This window comes from Bradyrhizobium sp. YCK136 (genome assembly GCF_044570075.1).
Lineage (GTDB): Bacteria > Pseudomonadota > Alphaproteobacteria > Rhizobiales > Xanthobacteraceae > Bradyrhizobium > Bradyrhizobium diazoefficiens.
Genome location: NZ_CP172424.1, coordinates 2728421 through 2752987, shown reverse-complemented (window position 1 = coordinate 2752987; position 24567 = coordinate 2728421). Strand labels below are relative to the sequence as shown.

Here is a 24567-nt window from a genome sequence, read left to right as displayed (position 1 = left end):
TTCACCCGATCTCGAAGGCGTCGGCAGCAAGATGCGCGTGCTTGTCGTGCCAGTGCTGCGCGATCTGGAGCCGCGTCGGCACCCAGACGCGCTCGTGCTTGCCGATGTAATCCAGGAAGCGGATCAACCCCGCGGCCCGGCCCGGCCGGCCGGCGAGGCGGCAATGCAGCCCCACCGACATCATCTTCGGCGCGGTCTCGCCTTCGGCGTAGAGCACGTCGAAGGCGTCCTTCAGATAGGTGTAGAACTGCTCACCCTCGGCAAAGCCCTGCGGGTTGATGAACCGCATGTCGTTGGCGTCCAGCGTATAGGGAATGATGAGCTGCTTGCCCCCGGCGCCCTTGACCCAATAGGGCAGATCGTCGGCATAGGAGTCGCAGAGATAGAGGAAGCCGCCCTCCTCCATCAGGAGGCGGTTCGTGTTGATCGAGGAGCGCCCGGTGTACCAGCCGAGCGGCCGCGACCCGGTCGCCTCAAGGTGGACGCGGATCGACTCGACGATCTCGGCGCGCTCCTGCGCCTCGGTCATGTCCTTGTGCTCGATCCATTTCAGGCTGTGGCTGGCGATGTCCCAGCCGGACTCCTTCATCGCGGCGACGATTTCCGGATTGCGCTTCAGCGCGGTGGCGACGCCGAACACGGTGGTCGGCCATTTGCGCTCACTGAACATCCGCCACAGCCGCCAGAAGCCGGCGCGCGAGCCATATTCGAACATCGATTCGATATTGGCGTGGCGCTGGCCCGGCCAGGGCTGCGCGCCGAGCACGTCGGACAGGAAGGCTTCCGAGGCGCGATCGCCGTGCAGGATGTTGTTCTCGCCGCCTTCCTCGAAATTGACGACGAACTGCACCGCGACCCGCGCGTCGCCCGGCCATTGCGGATGCGGCAGGTTGCGGCCGTAGCCGCGGAGATCGCGCGGGTAGCGGGTATCAGTCACTCAGACTTCCTCGAAGCGGATCGGCAGCGCGCCCTTCCACAGCACGCTCTTGCCCAGCGTCGCCAGATTCTCCAGCCCCGAGGTCACCGTGATGAAGTGATTGCCGGCGAGCTGGCCCATCTTGCTCGCGAAGCTCACGCCGCCATAGGCCATCAGGATCTCGGTCTCGCTGATGCCGCCGGGATAGAGGATGATCTGGCCCGGCGCGGGATAGCTGGTGTGGTTCTCGTAGCCGACGCCGAAATCGAGGTCGCCGAGCGGCATCCACACCGCCTCGCCGCTCCAGCGCACGTGGATGATGTGGCTTTCGAACGGCATAGCCTTGCGGAACGCGGCAACGGTCTTGGGCGCCAGTTGCTCCTCGAAGCGAGCATCGAAGGTATAGTCGCCGGCACGGATAACGAGTTTGCTCATCTCATCTCTCTGGATCGGGGGCTAAAGGCCCCACGGGGAACTTTCAAGCAAAGAGCATTCCATCGGGCTTCGCGCAAGGGGCGCGGCCCCTCACCTGCGGTCGTAGGACCAGCCGAAAATGCCGCTCCGCCGCGTCTCCGGCTCGGGCTCGGCGGCAGGCGGCGGCGCCTCCTTGAGTTCCGCCTGCGGCGGGGGTGGAGGCGGTGCGGGAAGGTTCTCGCATTTCATCGAGTAGACCAGCTTGCCGTCCGCGGTCCGTCCGATCGGCGCGCAGGGGTCCGGATGCGCCGCCGCACTCTTCGGAGTGAGCTTGACCTGCGCCGCGGCCGGCGAGGAGATCAGAAGAAGGACCAGCAGATATTTCGACATCGTTGTCGCCTGAAAACCAATTCGCCCCATTCAACCGGATTGCCGGGGGCAAGTCCATCGGGCCCAACCGGCCGATTGCCGAATATTTAGCCGGGATCAAAAAATTTGCTCGCCGCAACGTGATGGCTGCGCTTCCGATCGTGAGGCCGGCGCTGCTGATATTTGGCAGGGCCCATCGCCATGTCAGCCGCGACGACGAAATCATGTCTCACAGCCGGAGCGTCGTCACGGGAGAAACAACGATGCAAAAGACTTTCGCCATTCTCGGCGCAACGCTGATTGCCGCCGCCACCATCCAGACCGCCGCAGCCAGCGACCGCCACCACGCCCGCAAGGCGCAACCCGCTCCCATCACTCAATCGGTACGCGACTCCAACGCCGCACTCTGGCCGCCGCAGCCGACCGCGCCCGACTGGTCGCGCTACGCCAACGGCGCCATGTCGGCGCCGGCGGGACGGTGATGCTGGAAGCCTAGCGCGATAGAGCGCAACTGCTTCAATGCCGTCATTGCGAGGAGCCCGCGACAAAATTGCGAAGCAATTTTGCGCTGATGCGACGAAGCAATCCAGACCGCCTCCGCGGAAAGACTCTGGATTGCTTCGCTGCGCTCGCAATGACGGAGCGAGACGCATCGGCGTCATCCTCTAACTCGAGTCCCGACTCGCAGACACGCCTTCCCGTCCTCGCGGCTTAATTCGCCCGAGCTTTGCTTCGTCGCTCCACCCTCATTAGCCAAGAGGGCGCAGGGAAGGCCGGGTGCTGACCTAGCACCCGCGGTCCGCTGCGCGAAAGGTAGCGCAAAAGAACCGCACAGCAGCATACAGGTGTAGCCAATCACTCGGCCTTCCCTGCGCAGTGGTTGGACGGCTTATGCCGTGCTCTCCCGGGAGCCGAGTTCGTTCTGGCCTCCCTCGCTCTCGCGAAAGTCGCCGGCACCGCGCCGGTTGACGCAACTGCCGCATTCGCAAGAGCTTGACCGTAGCAACGACGGCCAGGACCACACGGTTTTGCCGTACGCACGGCTCGCTTGCTCGCCGCAGTTTTCCCGGCCCTGTCGACGGAGCAGAAAACTTACAGGCGAGACGAACCTGACAGCGCCGCTCATCTGGCGCGAAGTCCTGGGCTCACGGAGAGCAATCCGCCCTGCCCTTGACCTCTCGCGCCCGACGCTGCCGCGTCCACCGCAAGCCCGGCTCGCGAAACGTGACGACACAAGATCGCCCCTCAAGGATGAGCCGGGATGGGCGACACATACGGCATTTCCGAATTTCGGTAAAGTGGAATATTTTTGCGCAAGTGGATTGACAGCTTCGCAGGTGTTTTGCCCGTCGGGCAAGATCTCGTAGCCCGGATGAGCGAAGCGACATCCGGGGTCTTGCCACGCGCTACAGCGGTCCCGGGTATCGCTGCGCTCACCCGGGCTGCGACGAAACAGCTATGGCGAAAACAGCCGACTAATACGGCTGATATCAGTAGCCCGGGTCGTAATAATAGGGACTGCCGCCGTAATAGCCCGGACCGCCATAGTAAGGACGCCGTCCATAGTAATAGTGGTCCTCATAATAGTCGCGGCGTCGCTGCTCGGCGATCACCCCGCCGATGATGCCCGCCGCGGCGCCCATGAAGGCGAGGCCCGCCGCGTTCGGCCCGCGTCGATAGTAGCGGTGGCGGCGTGCTGCGCTGAAATCAGTGACGTCGGAGGAGGCCTGACCTGCCTTCGCGGACGCCGCCTGTGCCGGCCCCTGGGATGCCGCAGCCGAGGGCGATACCGAGGTTGCGAGCAGCGCCAGGCCTGCGCACGCGGCCAGGACGGTGTTGCGGCCGGCTGCGGAAATCATGAGTCTGCTCATTTTGACCTTCCTCTGCTTTCACTCAAACACATCGATGCAAACCGTCGGTAACGCGCAAAGCACTGAAATGGTTTCGTGATCGCGGCAATCTGCCACGCCTTGAACGATTATAAACCGAACCACCTGATCCAGCTTGCGCCACGCAAGCTGAGCGGATAATGAACAGCCGCGCCGTTTTTCGGTCGCCGTAAGCGTTCACGTGAACCAACGCATCAACCGACGCCGTCGGGATCGATGCCATTTGCAGGGTTCAACGTGACTGACGCGTCTTTTTCCGTAAGAGAAATCAGATGATTGCGGTTCGCAAACTGCCGGCGCGCTATGCGCCGATCGTGATGCCCTTTGTGCTGTCCATCCTCATGACAGCCGTGGTGTCAGTCATTTCGACGCTTCGAAGCCTCGGCGCAACGCCGGCCTTCCTCGCGACCTGGCCCGGCGCCTGGGCGCTGTCATGGCTTGTCGCCTTTCCAACGCTGCTGATGGTGCTGCCACTGGTCCGCCGGATCGTGGCCTGCGTGGTCGCGTCTCCATCGCAATGATCCGGAACAGCGCCTAGCGGTCTTCCGAAAGATCACGCGCAAACACCAACGTGAAGCGCGATGACGATTCATCGCAATCTCATCGCGCTTTACGACAGCGCCCCGAGCACGCCGCGCGTGGCCTTGTCGATCTCCTCGACATAGCGGCGACGGGCGAAATTCTCGGTGAGGAAGCCGACCACCTTGCGGCTGTCGGTGGAATCGACCACCGCCAGCATCTCGGCTTCCGCCTCGTCGAACACCGCCATCGCCGACTTCACGTTCATTTCCGGGATCAGCACGATGTCGATCAGGCGGGCGAGCTCGATCACCTGGATGTCGTCGGCGATGGTGTCGAGGTCGCTGGAGAACAGATCGGGCAGCAGGACGAGGCCGATATATTCGTCCGCATTGTTGACGATGACGACTCCCGGCCGCGAGCCAAGCACGAATTCGCGGCGTACGGCGGCGATCGTCGTGGTCGACGGCACCTTGCCGACGTCGGAGCGCATCAGCCGCTCGACGGTCAGGTTGCGCAGCCAGCCGACGTCGTTGGCGCTGCGGATGGTCTCGCCGCGCAGATGCAGGCGCCAGGTCGAGAAGGAGTGGCCGAACATGAAGCGGACGCAGATCGAGGTCACGATGCAGCCGGCCAGCACCACGGCGGTGACGTCGACATTGCGGGTCATCTCGAGCACGAGGAACGACATCGTCAGGGGACCGCCGACGATTGCGACGCCGAGCGTCGCCATGCCCGTCAGCATCGCCACCAGCGGATCGATCACGAAGTTCGGGCTGATCAGCAACACCGCGGAGAAGAACTTTCCGATCAGGCTGCCGACGAACAGCGAAGCGAAGAACAGGCCGCCGCGGAAGCCCGAGGCGAGCGAGATCAAGCAGGCCGTCACCTTCAGGGCGATGATCAGCGCGATCAGGCCGATCGTCATGTCGTGAAAGAGATCGAGCACCATGGCGCCGTGACCGGCCGCCAGCACCTGCGGCGTGACGATGGCAAAGCCGCCGACGACGAGGCCGCCCATCACCGGACGCAGCCAGACCGGCAGCCAGGCGAACAGGCGCTCGAACATCGGCGAGGAGCGCATCACGGCGATGCCGACGCCGCTGGTGATGAGGGCGAGACCGATCAGTGCCAGGTACTGCTCGACGCCGACGGCGCTGACCTTCGGTATCTCCAGCGAATACGGCGCGCCGCCGAGCCATTGCGCGGTCAGCGCACCTGCGAGCGAGGCCGCCAGGATCGGGGCGGCGCTGCCGACCGAATAGACGCCGACGATCAGCTCGCAGGCGTAGAAGGCGCCGGTGATCGGCGCGCCGAACGCCGCGGCGATCGCGGCGGCCGCACCGCAGCCGACCATCAGGCGCAGATCGTTGCGGCGCAGATTGAAGAACTTGCCGAGCAGCGAGGCGATGCCGGAGCCGATCTGCGTATAGCCGGCCTCGAGGCCGACCGAGGCGCCGCAGCCGTTGGAGATCAGCGTCTGGCTCGACACCACCAGGCTGTCGCGCATCGACAGATTGCCGCCGCGCAGCGCATTGGCCTCGATCGGGTCGACCGCGCTGGAGATCTTCATCCGCCGCCGCGACCATTCCATGATGCCGAGCGCCAATCCGCCGAGCGCAGGCGCGATCAGCGCCGCCCAGGGGCTGACCCTGGCGTTGGCCGACAGGCGGACGTCGACGGGAATGCCGTAGATGACCATATGGGCAATCTGCGCGATCTCGGCCATCAGCGTCACGATGGCGCCGGCCAGCGTGCCGATCACCAGTGCGAGCGGGATCAGGTAGAACTCGTTGCTGCGCAAGAGCGCGCGCAGGCGAACCATGAGGCGGTTCGATCCCTTGCGATCGGCGAGATGTCTGATCCGCACGAACACCTTCTGCCCGCCCTACCCTTCCGACATGCCGTAGCCGGACATGCGCTGGCGCACGCGTTCGATCTCGGCGCTAGAGAGCAGCGGCGGTTTCCCGATCTGGAGGCAGCCGTGATATTGCCGCGCCAGGGTCTCGACCTCGACAGCGAGCCACATCGCCTTGTCCAGCGTCTTGCCGATCGCGATCATGCCGTGATGGTCGAGCAGGCAGGCAAGCCGCCCCTCCAGCGCCCGCACCGCATGTTCGGACAGTTCCTCCGTTCCGAACGTGGCATAGGGCGCGCAGCGGATGCTGTCGCCGCCTGCGGCCGCAATCATGTAGTGCACCGGCGGGATCTCCATGCCCATGATCGCCAGGATGGTGCAATAGGTCGGATGGGCGTGGACCACGGCGTTGACGTCGGGCCGGGCCCTCAGGATGTCGCGGTGGAAGCGCCACTCGCTGGACGGCTTCTGATCGGGCGCGTGCGAGCCGTCCATCGCCATGAACACGATCTGGTCCGGCGTCATGGCCTCATAGGGCACGCTGGTCGGCGTGACCAGCAGCCCGTCCACATGCCGGACGCTGATATTGCCTGATGTGCCCTGGTTGATGCCGAGCGCATTCATGCGGCGGCAGGCGTCGATGATGGCCTGTCTCTTGGCGAGCTCGTCCACGGTCATCGACATCCCGATTTCATCTCGACTTCTTGGCTGGGCGTTTGTCAGACCGGAAGTACGTCAAAGCAATATGGCAGCGCAAGCGAAAGCGACCGGACCGCCTGTCGTCTCGCCGGCCGGTCCGGCGCGGCACGAAATAGACCGTAAAATCAACGGATTAACGGATCGTCGCAATCCTACGGCAGGCTCGCCCGGACGGCCGCGATGCCGTTGATCACGAACTGCACGGAATAGGCGGCGAGCAGCATGCCGAGCACGCGCGAAAGCACGGCATTTCCGGTGCGCCCGAGGGTGCGGGCGATCAGGCTCGCGGACAGAAAGCACAGCATGCAGAGCAGGCACACCGAGAGGACGACCGCGATGATGATCGCGAGCCGCGCCCCGTAGCCGGCATCGCCCGTCAACAGCAATGTGGTCGCAATCGCGCCGGGACCGGCCATCATGGGGATCGCCAGCGGAAACACCGCGACATCGGACGCGTGCTCCGAGGTCGCCTTGTCGGCCTCGCGGGCCTCGCGATGCGGGCGGTCGCCGAAGATCATCTGGTAGGAGACGCCGAACAGCAGCAGCCCGCCGGCGATCTGGAACGCGGGGATGCCGATCCCGAGCTGGCGCAAAAGCCAGTTTCCGACCAGCGCGATCACCACCAGGATCGAGGCTGCGATCAGCGGCGCGCGCAGCGCGATCGTGCGCTTGACCGTGTCGGGCATGCCCCCGGTCGCGGCCAGGAAGGCCGGCGCAAGGCCGACGGGATCGACCACCAGCAGCAGCGTCACGAAGGCGGACAGGGCGAAGTCGAGCATGCGGCTGGGTCTCGCGCGAGGTGGGGCGCAATCCATAACGGCTCGACGCGACCTTCGCGAGGAACATTTGCCCTCGCAGAGTCTTGGTCGCGCGAGGATTGAGGAGGGCCTCGCCTTCCCGTGTCGCCTCAAGAGGAGGATTTATGGCCAAACGAGCAAAGAAACGTGCGAACGCGAAAAAGTCCGCGGCGCGCCGGCCGCGTCAGGCGCCGAAGATGTTGAGCGACCTGTTTCTGGAGACGCTGAAGGACATCTATTACGCCGAGAACAAGATCATCAAGACGCTGCCGAAGATGGCGAAGGCGGCTCACTCCAAGCAGCTCTCCGCGGCCTTCAACAAGCATCTGCGCGAGACGCAGGGCCAGGTCAAACGCCTTGACCAGATCTTCAAGATGCTGGGCAAGCCCGCGCGCGGCAAGCCCTGCGAGGCGATCAACGGCATCACCGACGAGGGCGCCGGGATCATGAAGGATTTCAAGAACGCCCCCGCCCTCGACGCCGGCCTGCTCGCCGCGGCGCAAGCCGTCGAGCACTACGAGATCTCCCGCTACGGCACGCTGCGCACCTGGGCCGAGGAGCTCGGCATGCCGGACGCCGCCAGGCTGCTCCAGGCGACGCTCGATGAGGAAGAGGCGACCGATCACACCCTGACCGAGCTCGCCACCTCCGTGATCAACCTCGAAGCGGAAGAAGAATACCGCGCCGCCGCCTGATCGGCGCGCCCCCGCCCAACTGTTGCCTACGACGCCGCGGAACATCTCCGCGGCGTCGCAGCGACTGATTGCAAGGGCCTCCTCGGGTTCGAGGGGACAGGCATGCTCCAAATGCGCGATGCTGGAATTTTGGGGAACCGTCCCCATATCCTCGTTTTCCAACCGCAGCGCCTTCCCCGAGTTTTGCCATGCAACCCAAAAATCCCCTCGACTGGATGCTGTCCGAAGCCCTGGACTCGCTGACCCGCGCCGAACGGCTGCGGCAGCAGTTCGGCCGCCAGGAAGCCTGCTGGGAGCCGCCGATCGACGTGCTCGAAACCGAGCATGAGCTCCTGATCCTGGTCGCGCTTCCCGGCGTCAATCCCGACAATGTCGAGACGGTGATCCATGACGGCGCGCTCGTCATCTCCGGCCAGCGCACCCTTCCGCCGGAGCTTCGCAACGCCCGCATCCACCGGCTCGAGCTGCCGCAGGGGCGTTTTGAGCGCCGCATTGCATTGCCCCTTGGCCGCTACGCCATCAGCCGCTTCGTGATGGACGGCTGCGTCGCGCTGCGCCTCGCCAAATCCTGAGGTCGATCATGGCCACCGAACAGATGAATACCACCCAGACCAATTCCACCGAGTCCGACGTGAAGATCCCCGACGACGCACTGATCATCATCCCCGTGCGCGAGATGGTGCTGTTTCCCGGCGCCATCGCGCCGATCGCAATCGCGCGGCCGAAGTCCATCGCCGCCGCGCAGCAGGCGCTGCGCGAGCAGCGGCCGGTCGGCATCGTCCTGCAACGCAGCCCGGAGACCGAAGAGCCGGGGCCGGACGATCTCTATCGGGTCGCGACCATCGCCAACATCGTGCGCTACATCACCGCGCCCGACGGCACCCACCACATCGTCTGCCAGGGCGTGCAGCGCGCGCGCATCCTCGACTTCCTGCCGGGGACGCCGTTCCCGGCCGCGCGGATCCAGCAGATTCCGGAGCCGACCACGACCTCGCCGGAGATCGAGGCGCGCGCGCTGAATTTGCAGCGCCAGGCGATCGAGGCGATCGAGCTGCTGCCGCAGGCGCCGCCCGAGCTGGTCGCGATGTTCCACAGCACCACCGCGCCCGGCGCGCTGGCGGACCTGGCGACGTCGTTCATGGACATCAAGCCGCAGGACAAGCAGGAGGTGCTGGAGACCATCGACCTCTCCTTGCGGGTCGAGAAGGTGTCGAGGCACCTGGCCGAGCGGCTGGAGGTGCTGCGCATCTCCAACGAGATCGGCCAGAAGACCCGCGCCAGCTTCGACGAGCGGCAGCGCGAGGCGATCCTGCGCGAGCAGATGGCGACCATCCAGCGCCAGCTCGGCGAAGGCGACGGCAAGGCGGCCGAGGTCGCCGAGCTGAACGCTGCCATCGCCCAGGCCAAGATGCCGCCGGAGGCCGAGGCGCACGCCAAAAAGGAGCTGCGCCGCTACGAGCGCATGCCCGAGGCCGCCGGCGAAGCCGGCATGGTCCGCACCTACCTCGACTGGCTGATCGAGCTGCCCTGGGCGCTGCCCGCGGAGAAGCCGATCGACATCAAGGAGGCGCGCCGCATCCTGGATGCCGATCATTTCGGCCTGGAGAAGATCAAGAGCCGGATCATCGAATATCTGGCGGTGCGCAAGCTCGCCCCGCAGGGCAAGGCGCCGATCCTGTGCTTCGTCGGCCCGCCCGGCGTCGGCAAGACCTCGCTCGGCCAGTCCATCGCACGCGCGATGGATCGCCCTTTCGTGCGCGTCAGCCTCGGCGGCGTGCATGACGAGGCCGAGATCCGCGGTCACCGGCGCACCTATATCGGCGCGCTGCCCGGCAACATCATCCAGGGCATCAAGAAGGCCGGTAGCCGGAATTGCGTCATGATGCTGGACGAGATCGACAAGATGGGCCGTGGCGTGCAGGGTGATCCTTCCGCCGCCATGCTGGAGGTGCTCGACCCCGAGCAGAACGGGACGTTCCGGGACAATTACCTGGGCGTGCCCTTCGACCTGTCGCGCGTTGTCTTCATCGCGACCGCCAACATGCTGGACCAGATTCCGGGTCCGCTGCTGGACCGCATGGAGCTGATCAGCCTCGCCGGTTACACCGAGGACGAGAAGCTGGAGATCGCGAAGCGCTATCTGGTGCGGCGGCAGCTCGAGGCCAACGGCCTGACGGCCGAGCAGGCCGAGATCGAGCCGGACGCGCTGAAGCTGATCGTCAAGGGCTACACCCGAGAGGCCGGCGTGCGTAACCTCGAGCGCGAGATCGGCAAGGTGTTCCGCCATGCTGCGGTGCAAGTCGCCGAAGGCTCGGCTGCGAAGGTCGTGGTGACGGTGAAGGACATCGCCACGGTGCTCGGCCAACCGCGCTTCGAAGGCGAGATCGCGCAGCGCACCAGCATCCCGGGCGTGGCCACCGGCCTTGCCTGGACGCCGGTCGGCGGCGACATCCTGTTCATCGAGGCCTCGCGCGTGCCGGGCCGCGGCGGGATGATCCTGACCGGCCAGCTCGGCGACGTCATGCGCGAGAGCGTGCAGGCGGCGATGACGCTGGTGAAGAGCAGAGCCAGCCAGCTCGGCATCGATCCGCAGCTGTTCGAGAAAAGCGACATCCACGTTCACGTCCCGGCGGGCGCAACCCCGAAGGACGGACCGAGCGCGGGGGTCGCGATGTACACGGCGCTGACGTCACTGCTCACCAATCGCACGGTGCGCAGCGACACCGCGATGACCGGCGAGATCTCGCTGCGCGGCCTGGTGCTGCCGGTCGGCGGCATCAAGGAGAAGGTGGTGGCCGCGGCCGCCGCCGGCTTGAAGCGGGTGATGCTGCCGGCACGCAACAAGCGGGACTACGACGACATCCCGAAGAGCGCGCGGGACAACCTCGAATTCATCTGGCTGGAGCGCGTCGACGAGGCCATCGCCGCAGCGCTCGAGCCGACCGAGGCCAAGGTCGAAGCGGCGGAGTGAATGCGATGAAGAAACTGCTGGAAAGAGCGAAGAAATCGCGCAAGACGCAGCGGCTGCGCCAGTTGCTTGATCGCGCCATCGACGGGGTTCGCGATGCGCTGGCGGGACCCGAGCCGCGGCTTCAGCCGGTCCCGGTCCGGGTCAAGCGCCGCAAAGGCTGAACCCCTCCGTTTCAGCCCTCGCGGTCGTCGAACACAAAAGGCCCCCTCTTTTCGAGGGGGCCTTTGCTTTATCAGGCCACGGCGTCCTTGGCAGCCTTGACCGGGCGGGCGCGGACGATCTTCCGGGCCGGCTTGGCCTTGAACATCATCTCTTCACCCGTGAACGGGTTGGTGCCCTTGCGCGCCTTGGTCGCGGGCTTCTTGATGACCACGAACTTGGCGAAGCCCGGCACCAGGAACAGGCCGTTCTTCTTGAGCTCCTTGTGACCGACGTCGGTCAGCGTCTCCATGACGCTCTTGACGTCGCGCTTGGAAAGCTCGGTGGCGGTCGCAATCTTTTCGATCAACTGCGATTTGGACATTTGGGCTGGCATCGTGTCTCCTCTGATTCGTTGCCGGTTGCATATTAGACCAACCGGCGAAGGCCTAGAGCCTTCTGCACAGTTATGTCGCGATTTTACGGGCTTTTTTGGCCCCCTGTGGCAAAAAACCCTGCTTTTTAGCTACTTCCGGAGCCGGAGGAGCCTCGGGCAGCGGATTTTACCTTGTTTCAAAGGCCCGCACGCAGCCTTGCTAAAGCTGATTCGCTGCTTTCGACAAGCGACGACCGGCCTCTTTGTGCGAGGAGGGGTGCGTTTCACCCTGGAAAATAAGGGTCGGATTGCACCGCAGCCGCTCCCTCTCCCCGTTTTTGCGGGGAGAGATGAGGAGGCGTCGGCTAGACGCGCTCGATAATGATGGCGGGCGCCATGCCGCCGGCGGCACACATGGTGACGAGACCGCGCTTCAGGTCGCGCCGCTCGAGCTCGTCGAGCACGGTGCCGATCAGGATCGAGCCGGTCGCGCCGATGGGATGGCCGAGCGCGATCGAGCCGCCATTGACGTTGACCTTGGCGCGGTCGAGCTTGAGGTCGCGGATGTATTTTTCCGCGACCACCGCGAAGGCCTCGTTGATCTCGAACAGGTCGATGTCGTCGATGGTGAGCCCCGCCTTCGCCAGCACCTTGCGCGTCGCCGGCACCGGCGCGTTCAGCATCAAGGTCGGCGAGTCCCCCATGTTCGCCATCGCCACGACGCGGGCGCGGGCTTTAAGGCCATGCGCCTTGGCGTAGGCGGGCGAGGCCAGGAGGATCGCGGCGGCGCCGTCGACCACGCCGGAGGAGTTGCCGGCATGGTGCACGAAGTCGATGTTCAGATCAGGATATTTTTGCAGGATCAGGCCGCGATAGGTCGTGCCCTTGTCGTCGAGCGCATAGTCGGCAATGGCGGGGAAAGCCGGCTTCAGGCTGCTGAGGCCTTCCATCGTGGTCTGTGGCCGCGGATACTCTTCGTGGTCGAGCGCGAGGCTGCCGTCCTCGCGATGAACGGGCACGAGGCTCTTCTTGAAGTGCCCGTTCGCGATCGCATGCGCGGCGCGCTTCTGGCTCTCCAGCCCGAGCGCATCGACGTCCCGTCGCGTGATGCCTTCCATGGTCGCGATCGCATCGGCGCAGACGCCCTGATGCGACTGCGGATGCCGCGCACGCAGGCGCAGATTGCCGCCATCCATCATCATCGGACCGCCGCCGCGGCGTCCTTCCATCGACATCATCTCGCAGCCGCCGGCGATGACGAGGTCTTCGGCGCCCGCCATGATCGAGGATGCGGCCATGTTGACGCTGGTGATGCCGCTTCCGCAGAAGCGGTCGAGCGTCACCGCGCTGGCGCGCACGTCGTAGCCGGCATCGAGCGCCGACATCCGGCCGAGATCGCCGCTTTGCGTTGCGACCTGCGCGCTGCAGCCCCAGACGATGTCGTCGACGTCGGCAGTATTGATGTCGGTGCGATCGGCGAGCGCGCGCAGCACGGTTGCGCCGAGTTGCTGCGGATGAATGCCCGAGAGCGCTCCCTTGCCGGCCTTGCCGACGCCCCGCGGGGTGCGGCAGGTATCGATGATCAGCGCGTCAGCCATTGGCGTTGTCCTCTTGTTATGAGTGTTGAGAGGCGTTGTGAATCAGGGGGAGAGTTGAGTCAATGCGCGGTGCCTCCCCTTCGCCTCTCCCCGCTTGCGGGGAGAGGCCGGATTTTACGCGCAGCGGAAAATCCGGGTGAGGGGGAGCTTCGGCAAGGACGGTGACAGATGGACTCGCGGAGAGTCCCCCTCACCCGGAATTTGCTGCCGCAAATTCCGGCCTCTCCCCGCACGCGGGGAGAGGCGAAGGCACCGAGACCGCAGCTAAACCCCCGCCGCGTTCCTCGCGATCACGTTGCGGTAGTAGCTCGCGCTGAGCTTTGGCGTGCGGACCTGGGTGTCGAAATTGACGTGATAGAGCCCGAAGCGCTTGCTGAGCCCGAACACCCATTCAAAGTTGTCCATCAGGCTCCAGAGGAAATAGCCGCGCACCGGCACGCCTTCGGCGGTGGCGCGCTGGAGCTGGGCGAGATAGTTGCGCAGGTACATGATGCGGTCGGTGTCGTAGATCTTGCCGTCTGGCGTCACCAAATCGTCACCGGAGGTGCCGTTCTCGCTGATGTAGATCGCATCCGTCTTCCAGATCTTGGCCGCCAGCTTCGGCACCCAGTATATCGTCTCCGGCGCGACGCGGAGCCAGTCCGAGTTCATGTGCGGAAAGGATTTCGGGATCGGCAGCGGCATGAAGCCGGCGCCCTGGTCGGACGGCACCACGTAGTTCTGCGGCGCGTAGATGTTGAGGCCGAGGAAGTCGACCGGCGAGGAGATGATCTTCAGCTCCGCGTCGGTGTATTTCGGCGCATTGGCGCCGGCGTATTTCAGGAAGGCCTCGGTGTAGCTGCCGGTCATGATGACGTTGAGATAGCCCGCGTTCATCTCGCGTAGCGCGATCTCGGCGGCGCGGACATGCTCGGGCGTGTCGATCGCGGGAACGCAGACGTCGATGTTCTCGGCCGGCCCGATCCTGGTGCCGCGGCGGCCATGGGCGCGCACCGCCTGCACCGCGAGCCCATGCGCGAGCGCGCTGTTGTGCCTGACCTGGTTGACCTCTCCTTGCGGCAGCGTCACGCCGGGCGCATCGATGCCGAGCCCATAGCCGAACTGCACGAAGCGGCCGCTCTCGTTCAGCGTGAACACGTTCTTGACGCGGTCGGTCAGACGCTCGGCGACATAGGCGGCATAGTCGCCGAAGATCTTGCAGGTCTCCGTCGAGCGCCAGCCGCCGAAGCGGTCCTGGAGCGATTGCGGCAAGTCCCAATGATAGAGTGTCATCCACGGCTCGATGCCGTTCTTGAGCAGCTCGTCGACCAGGCGATTGTAGAAGTCGAGGCCCCCCGGGGTTCGGCTTGCCGTCGCCGTCGGGAAACACCCGCGGCCATGCGATCGAGAAGCGGTAGGCCTTGCAGCCAAGCTCCTTGATGAGCGCGATATCCTCCTTGTAGCGGTGATAGTGCTCGTTGGCGCGATCCCCGGTCGAGCCGTCCTCGATCTTGCCGGGGATGCGGACGAACCTGTCCCAGATCGAGGCCCCTCGCCCGCCCTCGTTGACGGCGCCCTCGACCTGGTAGGACGAGGTCGCCGTGCCCCAGAGAAAGCCTTCCGGAAAGCCGCTGTCGCGCGAGGCCGCGGCCGCCGGCTTGGCGTCAGCGCCGTCCAGAGGGTTTGCGATTGCCGCCGCGGACAATCCCGCCAGCGCGGCAAACTGGCGACGCGAGACCTTGTCCGACATGTGATGCTGCCCCCGGGATGATGCTGGTGCAGCGGCACAATGACCGGTCGCGGGCGGTTTGAGAAGCGAGCTTTGAGGAAGGTCGGATGCAGAATTGCGCCGCCCGGGCCGCGACATAAGGATGCGGGCGACCCAGCCGGCCGGCGAAGCGCTCCCGCGATCAGCGCGAGCGCTTGGGCAGCTTTGGAAGCTTGCGGGGATTGAACGCAGGGAGCTGTCCGGCTTGTTCAGGTGCCGCCGGCTTCTGTTCCGTCAGAATGAGCGTTCCATGGAGGATCATTCCCGGCACTTGTTGCGCCGTCGCCGTGTAGGTCGCGATCTTGCCGGGGCAGTGTCCCTCGATGTCCAGCGTGAGTTCATCATCGACGCCGAAGACCGTCGCACGTCCATCGGTATGACGTTTCGTCAACACGGTTGCGGTGAAGCGATCGCCGTCGACCTTGCAGGAGCCGTGATACGTCATCAGGCTGTCGCGGCCCCAAATCTGGCCGTCTGCGACATGGACGATACCCGTCCCCTGATCGAGGGGCGTCTTGTACCACGCCGTGTAGGTGCCATCCTTCAGCATGGGAGCCGTCTCCCCTGGTAGTCCCCCGCAAACAATCCGCATGATTAGCGCTAAGAAAGCGTTAATCGCGCGGCCCGTGCCAATCCGGTCGGTCCCTGCGCAGCTCGGCTTCAAGATCCTCGATGATGCTATGAAGCAGACACGCGGCAAGCGGGTCGGTCACTTCCCGTTCCAGATGCCGATAACGCGCGATCCGGGATTCCTGCTCTCTCAACTGGTGCTCTGTCATCAGACGGGCCCTCCGGCAAACCGACGCGCAGACAGCCAAACAGTTTCGTTAAAATTTTCGGATCATTTGCCATGGTTTCCGGTCCGTTAAGAGGGCGTCAGGCTTTACCCGCGCGCGGCATGCGGCAGTCAGAGCCAAAGACGCACGCCGGTCATGTCCCCGCTCCCTCACCTGCCCGGCCGGCCAACGCGCGGCTGACCAAACGGTCGGACGCCCCCATCAGGGCGGCCGCATAGGACGGCTCGCTGGCTGACGGGCTCGGCAGGATGGCCTCCGCCCTGTTGTTGAACATCGCGCCGCTGCGGCCATTGAGGTCGCGCGACACCAATAGCGGGACCAGCCGCGCGGCGTATGTATCCGGCTCGATCATCATGAAGCTGGTCAGCCATTCCACGACGGCGACAAGCGCGCGCGACCCGAGCAGATTGGCGCGGATGTTGGTCCTGACGAAGCCGGGGTTGAGGCCGAAGACATCGACGTCGGGAAAACGCCTGGCGGCCTGAAGGACAAGCACCTCGTTTCCGGACACGGTGTTCGAGTGTGCGGAGAAGCGCCTGTAACCTTGTTCCGAGTTGAGGTCGTCGACATCGGCCTTCTGCTCCGTGCCCGGAAATCCCATGACGAAGATGCGGGGCCTCAGGTCGGTCCTCGTCCGGTCCTTGCCGAGACGCGGTGCGATCTCGTTCAGGATGACGAGGCGGCTCAAATAGCTGACGGCAAGATCGCGTTCGATGCCTTCGGGTGTCACCTCGCGTTTGGGGCCGGCCATGATGCCGGTCGTGAAGACGACGATGTCGATGTTTCCGGCGGGCAGCTCGGCGCCGATCCGCCTCGCATCCCGCATCGAGCTCAAATCGGCCCTCAAGAACGTGATGCGCGGCACCTCCTGATCGCGGAAAGTCTGACCGACGACCAGGACATTCGCGCCCTTCGCCGCAAATTGATGGCTGAGCGCGCGACCGATGCCGCCGGTGCCACCGATCACCGCGACATTCAGTCCGTTGAGCCGGAGGCTTTCGAGCGGCGGCGGAGTGACATTCTGGCTCTTGTCCAATTCCACGCGTTTCATTGCAGGTCTGCCTTCCGCAAGCATTGATGAAGAACAGCGGCCGCACCACGAATGCGGTACAGGACCGATGACTCAGACGGCCGCAATCGCGTCCAATGCGGGATAGTCGGTGTACCCGCGGGCGGTGCCGCCGAAGAACGTCGTGCGATCGGCCTCGTTCAGGAGCGCGCCGGATTTCAGGCGCGCGATGAAATCGGGATTTGCCAGGATCATCTGGCCGTATGCTTCCAGATCGGCCAGTCCCGCAGCGACGTCGGAGCCGATGCGATCGCGCGGACGCCCCGGCCTGTTCACGATCAGCTTGCCGCGCCACAGCCTGCGCAGATCGGCCAGAAGGCGCTCGTCGCCCTGATGCATGATGTGAAGGTAGGCGAGCGAGAGCTTGTCGAGCTCGCCGACCAGATGGCGATACAGATCCGGTCCTTCGGCGCCTTCGTCGATGCCCCACATCGTGATGCCAGGCGACAGGCGGATCGCCGTCCTGTCCGCGCCGATCTCCCCGGCGATGGCGGTGGCCACCTCGATGGCGAAACGTGCGCGATTTTCGATGGAGCCGCCATATGCGTCGGTTCTTGTGTTCGCGCTCGGCGCAATGAACTGCTGCGCCAGATATCCATTGGCGCCATGGATCTCGACGCCGTCAGCCCCCGCCGCGATGGCGTGGCGCGCGACGTCGCGGAAGTCGGCGACGGTCCGGCGCACGTCATCGGTCGCGAGCGACCGCGGCTGCGGGATATCCTGCATGCCCTTCGGCGTGAAGATCGGCGTATCAGGCGCGATCGCGGACGGGGCCACACCCTGCCGGTGATGCGGCATGTTATCTGGATGCGACATGCGTCCGGCATGCATGAGCTGGATGAAGATATGGCCGCCCTTGCCGTGGACGGCGTCCGTAACCTTGCGCCAGCCGGCGACATGTGCGGGCGTGTAGATGCCCGGCGTTGTCATGTAGCCCTGCCCGTCATCGGATGGCTGCGTACCCTCGGTGACGATCAGTCCAACCCCGGCGCGCTGCGCGTAATATTCGGCGGCGAGGCCGCCGGGAACGCCATCGGCATCGGCGCGCGACCGCGTCATAGGCGCCATGACCAAGCGGTTCGAAAGCTCAAGTCCACCGATGCGGACGGGACTGAATAGCGAGTTCATGGCGGGTTCCTTCTCGAAGACGACTGAGAAGGGAGATGGACCCTCCACCGAATGGAATAAATACCGTATAATGGATCAGATTGATCCATATATGGGATAATTACATGGAGCTGTTGAACGACATGGCGCTCTTCGTGGAGGTCGTGAAGGCCAGGAGTTTCCGAGGCGCAGCCGCGACGCTCGACATGCCCAACTCGACCCTGTCGCGACGGATCAGCCTGCTCGAGAAGGAAATCGGGTTGCGCCTGCTGAACCGGACGACGCGCAGGGTCGAATTGACCGAAGCCGGCCAGCTCTATTTCGAGCGCTGCAAGCGCATCGTCGACGAGGCGCGCCTGGCGCACGAGCAACTCGGCGAGATGCTGGCGCGGCCGAGCGGACTGCTGCGCGTCTCACTGCCGGTGGACTTCGCCAACACCTATCTGGCCCCGCTGATCACCGAATTCGCGCAGCACTATCCCGGTATCGATTTCGAATTCGACCTGACGCCGCGGCGCGTCGATCTGGTTTCCGAGCCGTACGATCTGGCGATCCGCATCGGAGAATCCGCGGCGTCCCACATGATCGCACGGCCGCTCGCCCGCCTGCACGGCAATCTCTACGCCTCGCCGCGCTATCTCGAACTCAACGGCGAGCCGCGCGAACCGGCCGATCTTGCACGCCATCAATGTCTCTGTCAGACGAGGGTGAGCACATGGACGCTGCACAACGGAACGCAAACGGTCGAAGCCGAAATTGCCGGCCGTTTCCACCTCAACAGCATTGGCATGCTCCGCCGCCTCGCGACGCTCGACATGGGCATTGCTTTCACGCCGCAGGAAATCGTCGCCGACGAAGTCGCATCCGGCCGGCTGCGCCGCATTCTACCGCAATGGCGGGGCTTGCCCATGACCATCTACGCCGTGACCGAGACCAGACTGCTCCCCGCCAAGACGCAGCGCTTCATCGAGTTTCTGCGCGAACGGCTGAGCCGGGGGTAGATCGTGCCGCTCCAACCTCCCGTCTGCAGATCGCGCGTCGAGTTCACGCTTGCGAAAGATTGAGGCCCAAGCGAATCCACGATGTCACGGTACGTCGCCGGCCTTGCGACTCCCGCCGATGCTGTGCGGCTTGTTGAGGAAGAAATCCCGATTGCCGAGAGCCGCCTCCGCGTATTGATCGATCGCGACCTGGATGGCCTCGATGTGCATCCGGCACCAGCCTTCGTAGCAAGACAGGCGCCGCGCATGATCGAGCGCCTTCAGGAATTCCGGCGGCTCCTGCATGTCGGAGAAGTAGGTCGGCCTCTCCCCCTTCATGCCCGTGCCACCTCTCGCGGCGGGACAAGACGGCGCTTCTCGGCATGGACGCGCGGCGGCGGCGGCCGCCGGCGGGGAATGAAGAGGCTGGCGACGACAATCGGGTCGGTGTCACCAAGGGCGGCTCGCTCCTGGACGAGCCCGCTCATCACCGTGCGCATCTTCATGACCTCGTGGGCCACGAAAGTGCAGTCCTCGTCCCGGTTGATCTGTTCATGCATGATCGCTTCAGCCTCACGCATGCTGACACGTAACGCTCTGATGACTCTACGGATTTCACTGATGCGGTTGTCCATGGCTCGCTCCCTGGCTGGACGGCCAGTATAAGAACAAACAATGAACATTGTGTCAATCGGCCTAAGGTAGAACGGGTCGGTGCCGACACCCCATGACGAGCCTGGCGAAAGGTCGATCCGCCGAACTCAGAATGTCACCCGCATCCCCGCATAGAACGCGCGCGGCCTTGCCGGGCTCAGCGAGCGCGGGTCGGTGAATTCTGCGCCACCATTGGTGAAGTTGGGCAAGGCTTCGCGGTCGAAGAACTGTCCGTAGGTCGCGTAACGCTTGTCGAAGATGTTGTCGACCTTGCCATAGAGCTGGATGTTCTTCGCGACCTGGTACGAGGTGTGGAGATTGAACACCGTGTAGGACGGCAGCTTCGAATACTGGTTGGACTCGTCGCCGACGAAATACTGGCTCGAGACGAACAGCGCATTGCCCCCGACTTTCCAGACGTCGGTGACGTTGTAGTCGATGCCGACCTTGACCCGGTGGCGCGGGATCGCGGGAATCTGGTCGCCGGGCAGGACCTGGATGGTCTCGGTCACGGGATCCCTGAACGGACTTTCGGAGCCGAGCTCGAAAGCGTCGAGATAGCGTGCGTCGACGAACGCATAGCTCGCCTGGAACTGGAGCGTGGGCGATTTGATGTTGACCTCGGCCTCGAGCCCCTGACGCCGCGTCCTGCCGACATTGGTGAAATAGCCGAAGCCGGTGCGCCCCACTGCGGGAACGGCGACGATGTCGTCGTAGTTGGTGGCGCGGAACGCACCGACTTTCCATCCGAGCGTACCGATGTTCAGCTCCTTGGTACCGCGGAAGCCGGCCTCCATGGTCTTGGACACGACCTGATTCAGCGGCGGGTCCGAAACCAGAAACGCCGCGAGCAGGCAGGGCCGGACCGGGTCGGCGCAGCCGAGCTCGAGCGGCGTCGGCACGCGATTGGCCTCGGAATAGCCGGCATAGGCGGTCAGCTCGGGCGTGATCTTGTAGGTGCCGCCGATCACCGGATTGAAGCGGGTGAAGGTGTGATCGCCGTTGAGACTGGTGCCGAGCTGATCCTCCAGCGTGATGCGCGCCACGTTGAAGCGGCCGCCGCCGGTGATGGCGAGCGCATCCGTAACGTTGAACGTGTCCATCGCGTAGAGGCCGTTATACTGATTAACGGTCCGCAGCGAGACCGGACCTGCGACGGTGTCAGGGACGCCTGTCGGTCCCAGGAAGAGGCCGCTGCCGCTGACGACGTAGTTTTCTCCCATCGTGCCGATCTCGGCGGTCGCATTGTAGCGCGTGACACTGGCGTCGTAGCTTGTGCCGATCACGAAGCGGTTGTCGCGCCCGAACAGTTGATCGGTGTTGGTGGCCTGCCCCGACACGCCGAAGCTGGTCGACCGTATCGAGCTGCGGTCGATCTCGCCGAGGATCGTTCCCGGCGCAAAAGGATTGCCGAGCTGCACGCCGTTGGTGCCGTTCGCGGGCGTGGTGTCGTTGCCGAAGCAAAGCAGCGTTGGATCCGCACCGCATTCCTGCACATCGGTCGGGTTGCCGTCGACCAGCTTCTGCTCGTATCTGCGCAGATGCGCGGTGCCTTCCAGCGTCCAGGTCGGCGTCGCATCGACCTTTCCGGTGAAATTGAGATAGCCGACGCGGTTGCTTGTGGTCTGCGGCGTCGTGTAGGTCGCGCCCCAATACTTGTCGAGCAGTTCGGCCGGAACGGTGGCGCTGGCCCCGAAATCGTTCTTGGCGATGCCCATGTTGGCGTGGAATTCGCTGTCGCCGGCCTTGTAGCCGACGTCGCCGTAGAAGCGCCGCACGTCCGATTGGGAGAAATTGCGGAAGCCGTTGTCGTGCAGGCCTTCGAGCGCGGCGTAGACGCCGTAATTCTTGTCGACCTGCTTGCCCCATTGCGCCGAGCCCTGGATGCGGCCGAACGAGCCGCCCATGACGTCGAGCTCGGCCCCCTGATAGGTGAAGCCGTCCTTCATCTGCAGATTGAGGGCCCCGCCGAGCGCGTTGAGGCCGAAGGCGGGATTGTTGGTCACCAGCGTCACCGACCTGATCGCGGCGGTCGGGATCAGGTCCCAGTTGACCGCGTCCGAGAAGGCTTCGTTGATGCGGACGCCGTTCTGGTACACGGCAAGGCCCTGCGGCGTGCCCGTCACTGGCGAGGCAACGAAGCCGCGGAATTCGACATCCGGCTGAAACGGATTGCCGGTGACTTCGGTGATATTTACGCCGGCGATGTTGTCGCGCAGCGCGTCGGTGACGTTGAGCGAGCCGGTCCGCTTGATCTGGTTGGCATCGACGGCGTTGATGGCCGACGGAACCTTGTCGACATCGAGACCCCTGCCGGTGCCCGGCGCGGTCGGGTAGACGTAGATGCGTGTCTTGGGGCTGCTCGACGACGATGCTCCTGCTTGCGCCACCGGCCGCGACGGCACGTTGCGCCTTGTCGTCGCGGGCGGCGGCGCCGTCACCTCGACCGGCGGCAGGTTCTGAACGTTGGTCTCCTCATCCTGCGCAGCCCCGGCAGGGCCCGCAACGACCACCCCCGACAGCAGCCCCGTCGAAACCGAGGCCATCAACAAACGACGCTTGAACCAAAGATGCTTGACCATCCCAGCCTTCCCATCCGTGACCACCGGCTGTTTTGATTTTCGCCGTTTGGTCGAGACGAGTGTATTCGGCAGCAGCTCACGCGCCAGCCACAAAAGATCGGGCAATATCCGCGCCCGTTTTCCCGACCAAATCGGGAATTTTTCCCGATCAGGCCGCCGCTGTCGGCACCAGCGCCTCGACGGTCAGGCCGCCGTCGCCGGAGACGACGTTGAGCGTGCCGCCCAGCGCCAGAATCCGCTCGCGCATGCCGACGAGGCCGAAGCCGAGCTTCTGGCCCGGCTCCATGCCGCGGCCATTGTCGCTAACCCGCACCAGGGCACAGAAGCGGCCATCGCGCGTGAGCTGCTCCGCCGGCTCGATGACGACATTGACCGTGGTCGCGCCGGCATGACGGAACACGTTGGTGAGCGCTTCCTGCACGACGCGGTAGATGGTGAGGTCGGCGGTCTCTCCGGTCGCCCCGAGCCCGGACGCGATCGTGGTCTGGATCGTGACGTCGGGATGCGACTCCCGCCACAGCCGCGACAGCGATTCGAGTGCCTGGCCGAGGCCAAGCTCGGCGAGGCCGACGGGCCGCAGCCGCTCCAGCACGCGGCGGGTGAATTGCTGGAGCGCGTTGATCTGTTCCAGCATGGCGCTGCCGTGTTTTCGCACGGCGTCCGCGCTCGGCGCGCGTCCATCCGCCTGTTTCGCCAGCGCGCTGGCATGCGCGCGCAGCGAAAACAGATACGGGCCGAACTCGTCATGCAGCTCGCGCGCGATCTCCTTGCGCTCCACGTCCTGGAGCGACACCGCGCGCTCGGCGAGCCGCCGCTTGTCCTCGACCGCCTCACCGAGGGTTGCCGCAAGATGGTTGAGCTTGGTGCAGATCGCGGCGAGCTCGGGCGCGCCGCCCGGCGCGACGCGCGCCTCATAGTGCCCGCCCTCTAGCTCGGTCATCGCCTCCGCCAGCGACTGGAGCGGCGCCAGCGCCCGCCCGACCACCGTCATCATCACCAGGAAGAGCGCGAGCGCGATCACCGAGCCGACCTCGAGCTGGGTCACGATGCCGTCCCATATCTCGGCGATCTCGTCGTCCGGATGCGAGGTGATCCGCAGCGAGCCGGGCTTGCCATGGATCGAGACGGGCACGCTGACCGCGGTCTGGTCGGGATGAACCAGGCTGACGAACCAGGCCGGCGGCCCGCGCGTGTCGTCATCGGCGTCGGGCCGGGGCGGCGTCAGCGGGTTCCCGCCGGAATCATGAAGCGCGATGCTGACATGACGCAGCCGGCTGAGATCGCGCGCGATCTGGTTCAGCCTAGCATCCGGATCGGGCGCCTCGTTTAGGTCCGCCACGATCATCTCGATGAACTCGCGCGCGAGCCGGATCACGCTCTGGTCCTCGGCCTGCACCCGCGGCCCCGCCTCCGTGACCTGGCGGCCGATGTTGACGGCGAGCCCCAGCGCCAGCAGAAGCGCCAGCAGCAGGTTGATGCGCGCGCGCAAGGATAGATTTTGCCACATTGGTGTCGCCTGTGCCTCGCGAAGCCCGGCCCGCACCTGTCCGATGACGTTGACAGAGGCGAAGCGCCCGATATCTAATCGAAAGCGTACAGCAATCCCGGCTGGGTTGCATGAGGCGACATGAGACGCGCGTGGCTCTCCTGTCGGTATCATGCGGCGCAAAACAGGCAAGTTCAGTCACAGGGAACGCGCTGTCGCGGGGAACGCCTATGCGCATTCTGATCGTCGACGATCATCCCATTGTTGCCTCCGGCTGCCGTGCCGTGCTGGCCGACGAGGGCGAGATCGAGATCCTGGAGGCCGCCGACGCCGAAGACGGCGAGTGCGTCTTCATTGTCGAGCGCCCCGACCTCTGCGTCATCGACATCAACCTGCCGACCGTCTCCGGCTTCGAGCTGGCGCGCCGCATCCTCGAGCGCGCGCCCGAGGCCCGCATCATCATGTTCAGCATGAACGACGACCCCGCTTTCGCCGCCCGCGCAATCGAATGCGGCGCCAAGGGCTACGTCTCCAAGACCGGCGACCCCGACGATCTCGTCGAGGCGATCCGCACCGTCGGAAGCGGCGGCACTTATCTTCCGAGCGCGATCGCGCGCAGCATCGCCTTCGCCGGGCCGGCACTGGCGCAAAGCCCGCTGTCCAAGCTGAACGCGCGCGAGATGGAGATCCTGCGGCTGCTCAGCGCCGGAAAGAGCCTGTCCGAGATCGCCTTGCTGGTGCAATCGTCCTACAAGACGGTTGCCAACACCTCGTCGATCATGCGCCAGAAGCTCGGGGTCAAGACCTCGGTCGAGCTGGTGCGGCTGGCGATCGACAGCGGCGTCGCCTGACGCGCGGGCAGCCGCCACAAATTCGGTCACACAAGCGTTGCAATGTTGATGTGGT

General features: G+C 64.9%; 25 protein-coding genes and 1 pseudogene. 8 read left to right on the top strand and 18 right to left on the bottom strand.

The genetic code is table 11. The annotated features are described in order from the left end of the window. Position 1: 1 nt before the first annotated feature. The 3 genes from puuE to ACFLEY_RS12905 all read right to left on the bottom strand — a co-directional run bounded on the left by puuE (position 2) and on the right by ACFLEY_RS12905 (position 1720). Positions 2-937 carry an allantoinase PuuE gene (gene puuE / locus ACFLEY_RS12915; protein WP_396604661.1) on the bottom strand — a complete coding sequence of 312 codons (936 nt, stop codon included), beginning with the start codon at positions 935-937 and terminating at the stop codon, positions 2-4. Continuing rightward, positions 938-1351, bottom strand: coding sequence for a DUF3830 family protein (locus ACFLEY_RS12910; protein ID WP_011088906.1), 414 nt, complete (start codon positions 1349-1351; stop codon positions 938-940). Positions 1352-1441: 90 nt separating this feature from the next. Then, positions 1442-1720 carry a hypothetical protein gene (locus ACFLEY_RS12905; protein WP_038966722.1) on the bottom strand — a complete coding sequence of 93 codons (279 nt, stop codon included), beginning with the start codon at positions 1718-1720 and terminating at the stop codon, positions 1442-1444. 2 nt (positions 1721-1722) lie between these two features. Between ACFLEY_RS12905 and ACFLEY_RS12900 the strand changes: the two genes are divergently transcribed. After that, on the top strand, positions 1723-2181 hold the full coding sequence (locus ACFLEY_RS12900) for a hypothetical protein (RefSeq protein ID WP_249163045.1): 459 nt from the start codon (positions 1723-1725) through the stop codon (positions 2179-2181). A 1008-nt stretch (positions 2182-3189) separates the two neighbouring features. Here the strand turns inward: ACFLEY_RS12900 and ACFLEY_RS12895 are convergent. Further along, positions 3190-3570: a hypothetical protein gene (locus tag ACFLEY_RS12895; RefSeq protein WP_060908383.1), complete on the bottom strand. Its 381-nt coding sequence runs from the start codon at positions 3568-3570 to the stop codon at positions 3190-3192. A gap of 290 nt (positions 3571-3860) precedes the next feature. Here ACFLEY_RS12895 and ACFLEY_RS12890 point away from each other — a divergent pair, with 290 nt between their 5' ends. Continuing rightward, the gene (locus ACFLEY_RS12890) at positions 3861-4109 is read left to right on the top strand and encodes a DUF2798 domain-containing protein (RefSeq protein ID WP_027546509.1); all 249 of its coding nucleotides are present in this window, start codon (positions 3861-3863) and stop codon (positions 4107-4109) included. Positions 4110-4198: 89 nt separating this feature from the next. Here ACFLEY_RS12890 and ACFLEY_RS12885 read toward each other — a convergent pair whose 3' ends face one another. From ACFLEY_RS12885 to ACFLEY_RS12875, 3 genes are all read right to left on the bottom strand, one after another. After that, positions 4199-5983: a chloride channel protein gene (locus ACFLEY_RS12885; RefSeq protein ID WP_211433428.1), complete on the bottom strand. Its 1785-nt coding sequence runs from the start codon at positions 5981-5983 to the stop codon at positions 4199-4201. A gap of 12 nt (positions 5984-5995) precedes the next feature. Beyond that, on the bottom strand, positions 5996-6649 hold the full coding sequence (locus ACFLEY_RS12880) for an L-fuculose-phosphate aldolase (protein WP_171901113.1): 654 nt from the start codon (positions 6647-6649) through the stop codon (positions 5996-5998). A 167-nt stretch (positions 6650-6816) separates the two neighbouring features. After that, entirely contained in the window at positions 6817-7443 is a 627-nt protein-coding gene (locus ACFLEY_RS12875) for a MarC family protein (protein WP_060908384.1), read from the bottom strand. A gap of 143 nt (positions 7444-7586) precedes the next feature. On the opposite strand from ACFLEY_RS12875, the gene ACFLEY_RS12870 reads away from it, so the two are divergent. From ACFLEY_RS12870 to ACFLEY_RS12855, 4 genes are all read left to right on the top strand, one after another. Continuing rightward, positions 7587-8156, top strand: a complete 570-nt coding sequence (locus ACFLEY_RS12870; RefSeq protein WP_097532440.1) for a ferritin-like domain-containing protein — start codon at positions 7587-7589, stop codon at positions 8154-8156. Positions 8157-8344: 188 nt separating this feature from the next. Beyond that, positions 8345-8728, top strand: coding sequence for an Hsp20/alpha crystallin family protein (locus ACFLEY_RS12865; protein ID WP_011088914.1), 384 nt, complete (start codon positions 8345-8347; stop codon positions 8726-8728). Between the two features lie 8 nt (positions 8729-8736). Continuing rightward, positions 8737-11127, top strand: a complete 2391-nt coding sequence (lon, locus tag ACFLEY_RS12860) for an endopeptidase La (RefSeq protein ID WP_060908386.1) — start codon at positions 8737-8739, stop codon at positions 11125-11127. Between the two features lie 5 nt (positions 11128-11132). Further along, complete coding sequence (locus tag ACFLEY_RS12855; RefSeq protein ID WP_166466033.1) at positions 11133-11288, top strand: hypothetical protein; 156 nt, start codon at positions 11133-11135, stop codon at positions 11286-11288. A 71-nt stretch (positions 11289-11359) separates the two neighbouring features. Here the strand turns inward: ACFLEY_RS12855 and ACFLEY_RS12850 are convergent, their stop codons facing one another. The 7 genes and pseudogenes from ACFLEY_RS12850 to ACFLEY_RS12820 all read right to left on the bottom strand — a co-directional run bounded on the left by ACFLEY_RS12850 (position 11360) and on the right by ACFLEY_RS12820 (position 17980). Further along, positions 11360-11662, bottom strand: coding sequence for an HU family DNA-binding protein (locus ACFLEY_RS12850; RefSeq protein WP_008139488.1), 303 nt, complete (start codon positions 11660-11662; stop codon positions 11360-11362). Positions 11663-12006: 344 nt separating this feature from the next. Beyond that, positions 12007-13239 carry an acetyl-CoA C-acetyltransferase gene (locus tag ACFLEY_RS12845; protein ID WP_060908387.1) on the bottom strand — a complete coding sequence of 411 codons (1233 nt, stop codon included), beginning with the start codon at positions 13237-13239 and terminating at the stop codon, positions 12007-12009. Positions 13240-13503: 264 nt separating this feature from the next. After that, positions 13504-14968: pseudogene (locus ACFLEY_RS12840) on the bottom strand (GH1 family beta-glucosidase). Between the two features lie 160 nt (positions 14969-15128). Next, positions 15129-15536: a hypothetical protein gene (locus tag ACFLEY_RS12835; protein WP_028174388.1), complete on the bottom strand. Its 408-nt coding sequence runs from the start codon at positions 15534-15536 to the stop codon at positions 15129-15131. Positions 15537-15597: 61 nt separating this feature from the next. After that, a complete protein-coding gene (locus tag ACFLEY_RS12830) occupies positions 15598-15765 on the bottom strand; it encodes a hypothetical protein (protein ID WP_165448169.1) in 168 nt (55 codons plus the stop codon). A gap of 151 nt (positions 15766-15916) precedes the next feature. Next, positions 15917-16834: an SDR family NAD(P)-dependent oxidoreductase gene (locus ACFLEY_RS12825; protein ID WP_162494132.1), complete on the bottom strand. Its 918-nt coding sequence runs from the start codon at positions 16832-16834 to the stop codon at positions 15917-15919. Positions 16835-16906: 72 nt separating this feature from the next. Next, a complete protein-coding gene (locus tag ACFLEY_RS12820) occupies positions 16907-17980 on the bottom strand; it encodes an alkene reductase (protein WP_396604660.1) in 1074 nt (357 codons plus the stop codon). 104 nt (positions 17981-18084) lie between these two features. Here ACFLEY_RS12820 and ACFLEY_RS12815 point away from each other — a divergent pair, with 104 nt between their 5' ends. Next, a complete protein-coding gene (locus tag ACFLEY_RS12815) occupies positions 18085-18960 on the top strand; it encodes a LysR family transcriptional regulator (RefSeq protein ID WP_060908389.1) in 876 nt (291 codons plus the stop codon). A gap of 84 nt (positions 18961-19044) precedes the next feature. Here the strand turns inward: ACFLEY_RS12815 and ACFLEY_RS12810 are convergent, their stop codons facing one another. The 4 genes from ACFLEY_RS12810 to ACFLEY_RS12795 all read right to left on the bottom strand — a co-directional run bounded on the left by ACFLEY_RS12810 (position 19045) and on the right by ACFLEY_RS12795 (position 23682). Further along, entirely contained in the window at positions 19045-19278 is a 234-nt protein-coding gene (locus ACFLEY_RS12810; protein WP_060908390.1) for a hypothetical protein, read from the bottom strand. After that, positions 19275-19574, bottom strand: a complete 300-nt coding sequence (locus tag ACFLEY_RS12805; protein ID WP_060908391.1) for a hypothetical protein — start codon at positions 19572-19574, stop codon at positions 19275-19277. The genes ACFLEY_RS12810 and ACFLEY_RS12805 overlap by 4 nt, the downstream gene beginning before the upstream one ends. 126 nt (positions 19575-19700) lie before the next feature. Beyond that, positions 19701-22175, bottom strand: a complete 2475-nt coding sequence (locus ACFLEY_RS12800) for a TonB-dependent receptor (RefSeq protein WP_211433429.1) — start codon at positions 22173-22175, stop codon at positions 19701-19703. 148 nt (positions 22176-22323) lie between these two features. Next, on the bottom strand, positions 22324-23682 hold the full coding sequence (locus ACFLEY_RS12795) for a histidine kinase (RefSeq protein ID WP_060908392.1): 1359 nt from the start codon (positions 23680-23682) through the stop codon (positions 22324-22326). 209 nt (positions 23683-23891) lie between these two features. On the opposite strand from ACFLEY_RS12795, the gene ACFLEY_RS12790 reads away from it, so the two are divergent. Next, the gene (locus ACFLEY_RS12790; protein ID WP_060908393.1) at positions 23892-24512 is read left to right on the top strand and encodes a response regulator transcription factor; all 621 of its coding nucleotides are present in this window, start codon (positions 23892-23894) and stop codon (positions 24510-24512) included. Positions 24513-24567 lie beyond the last annotated feature (55 nt).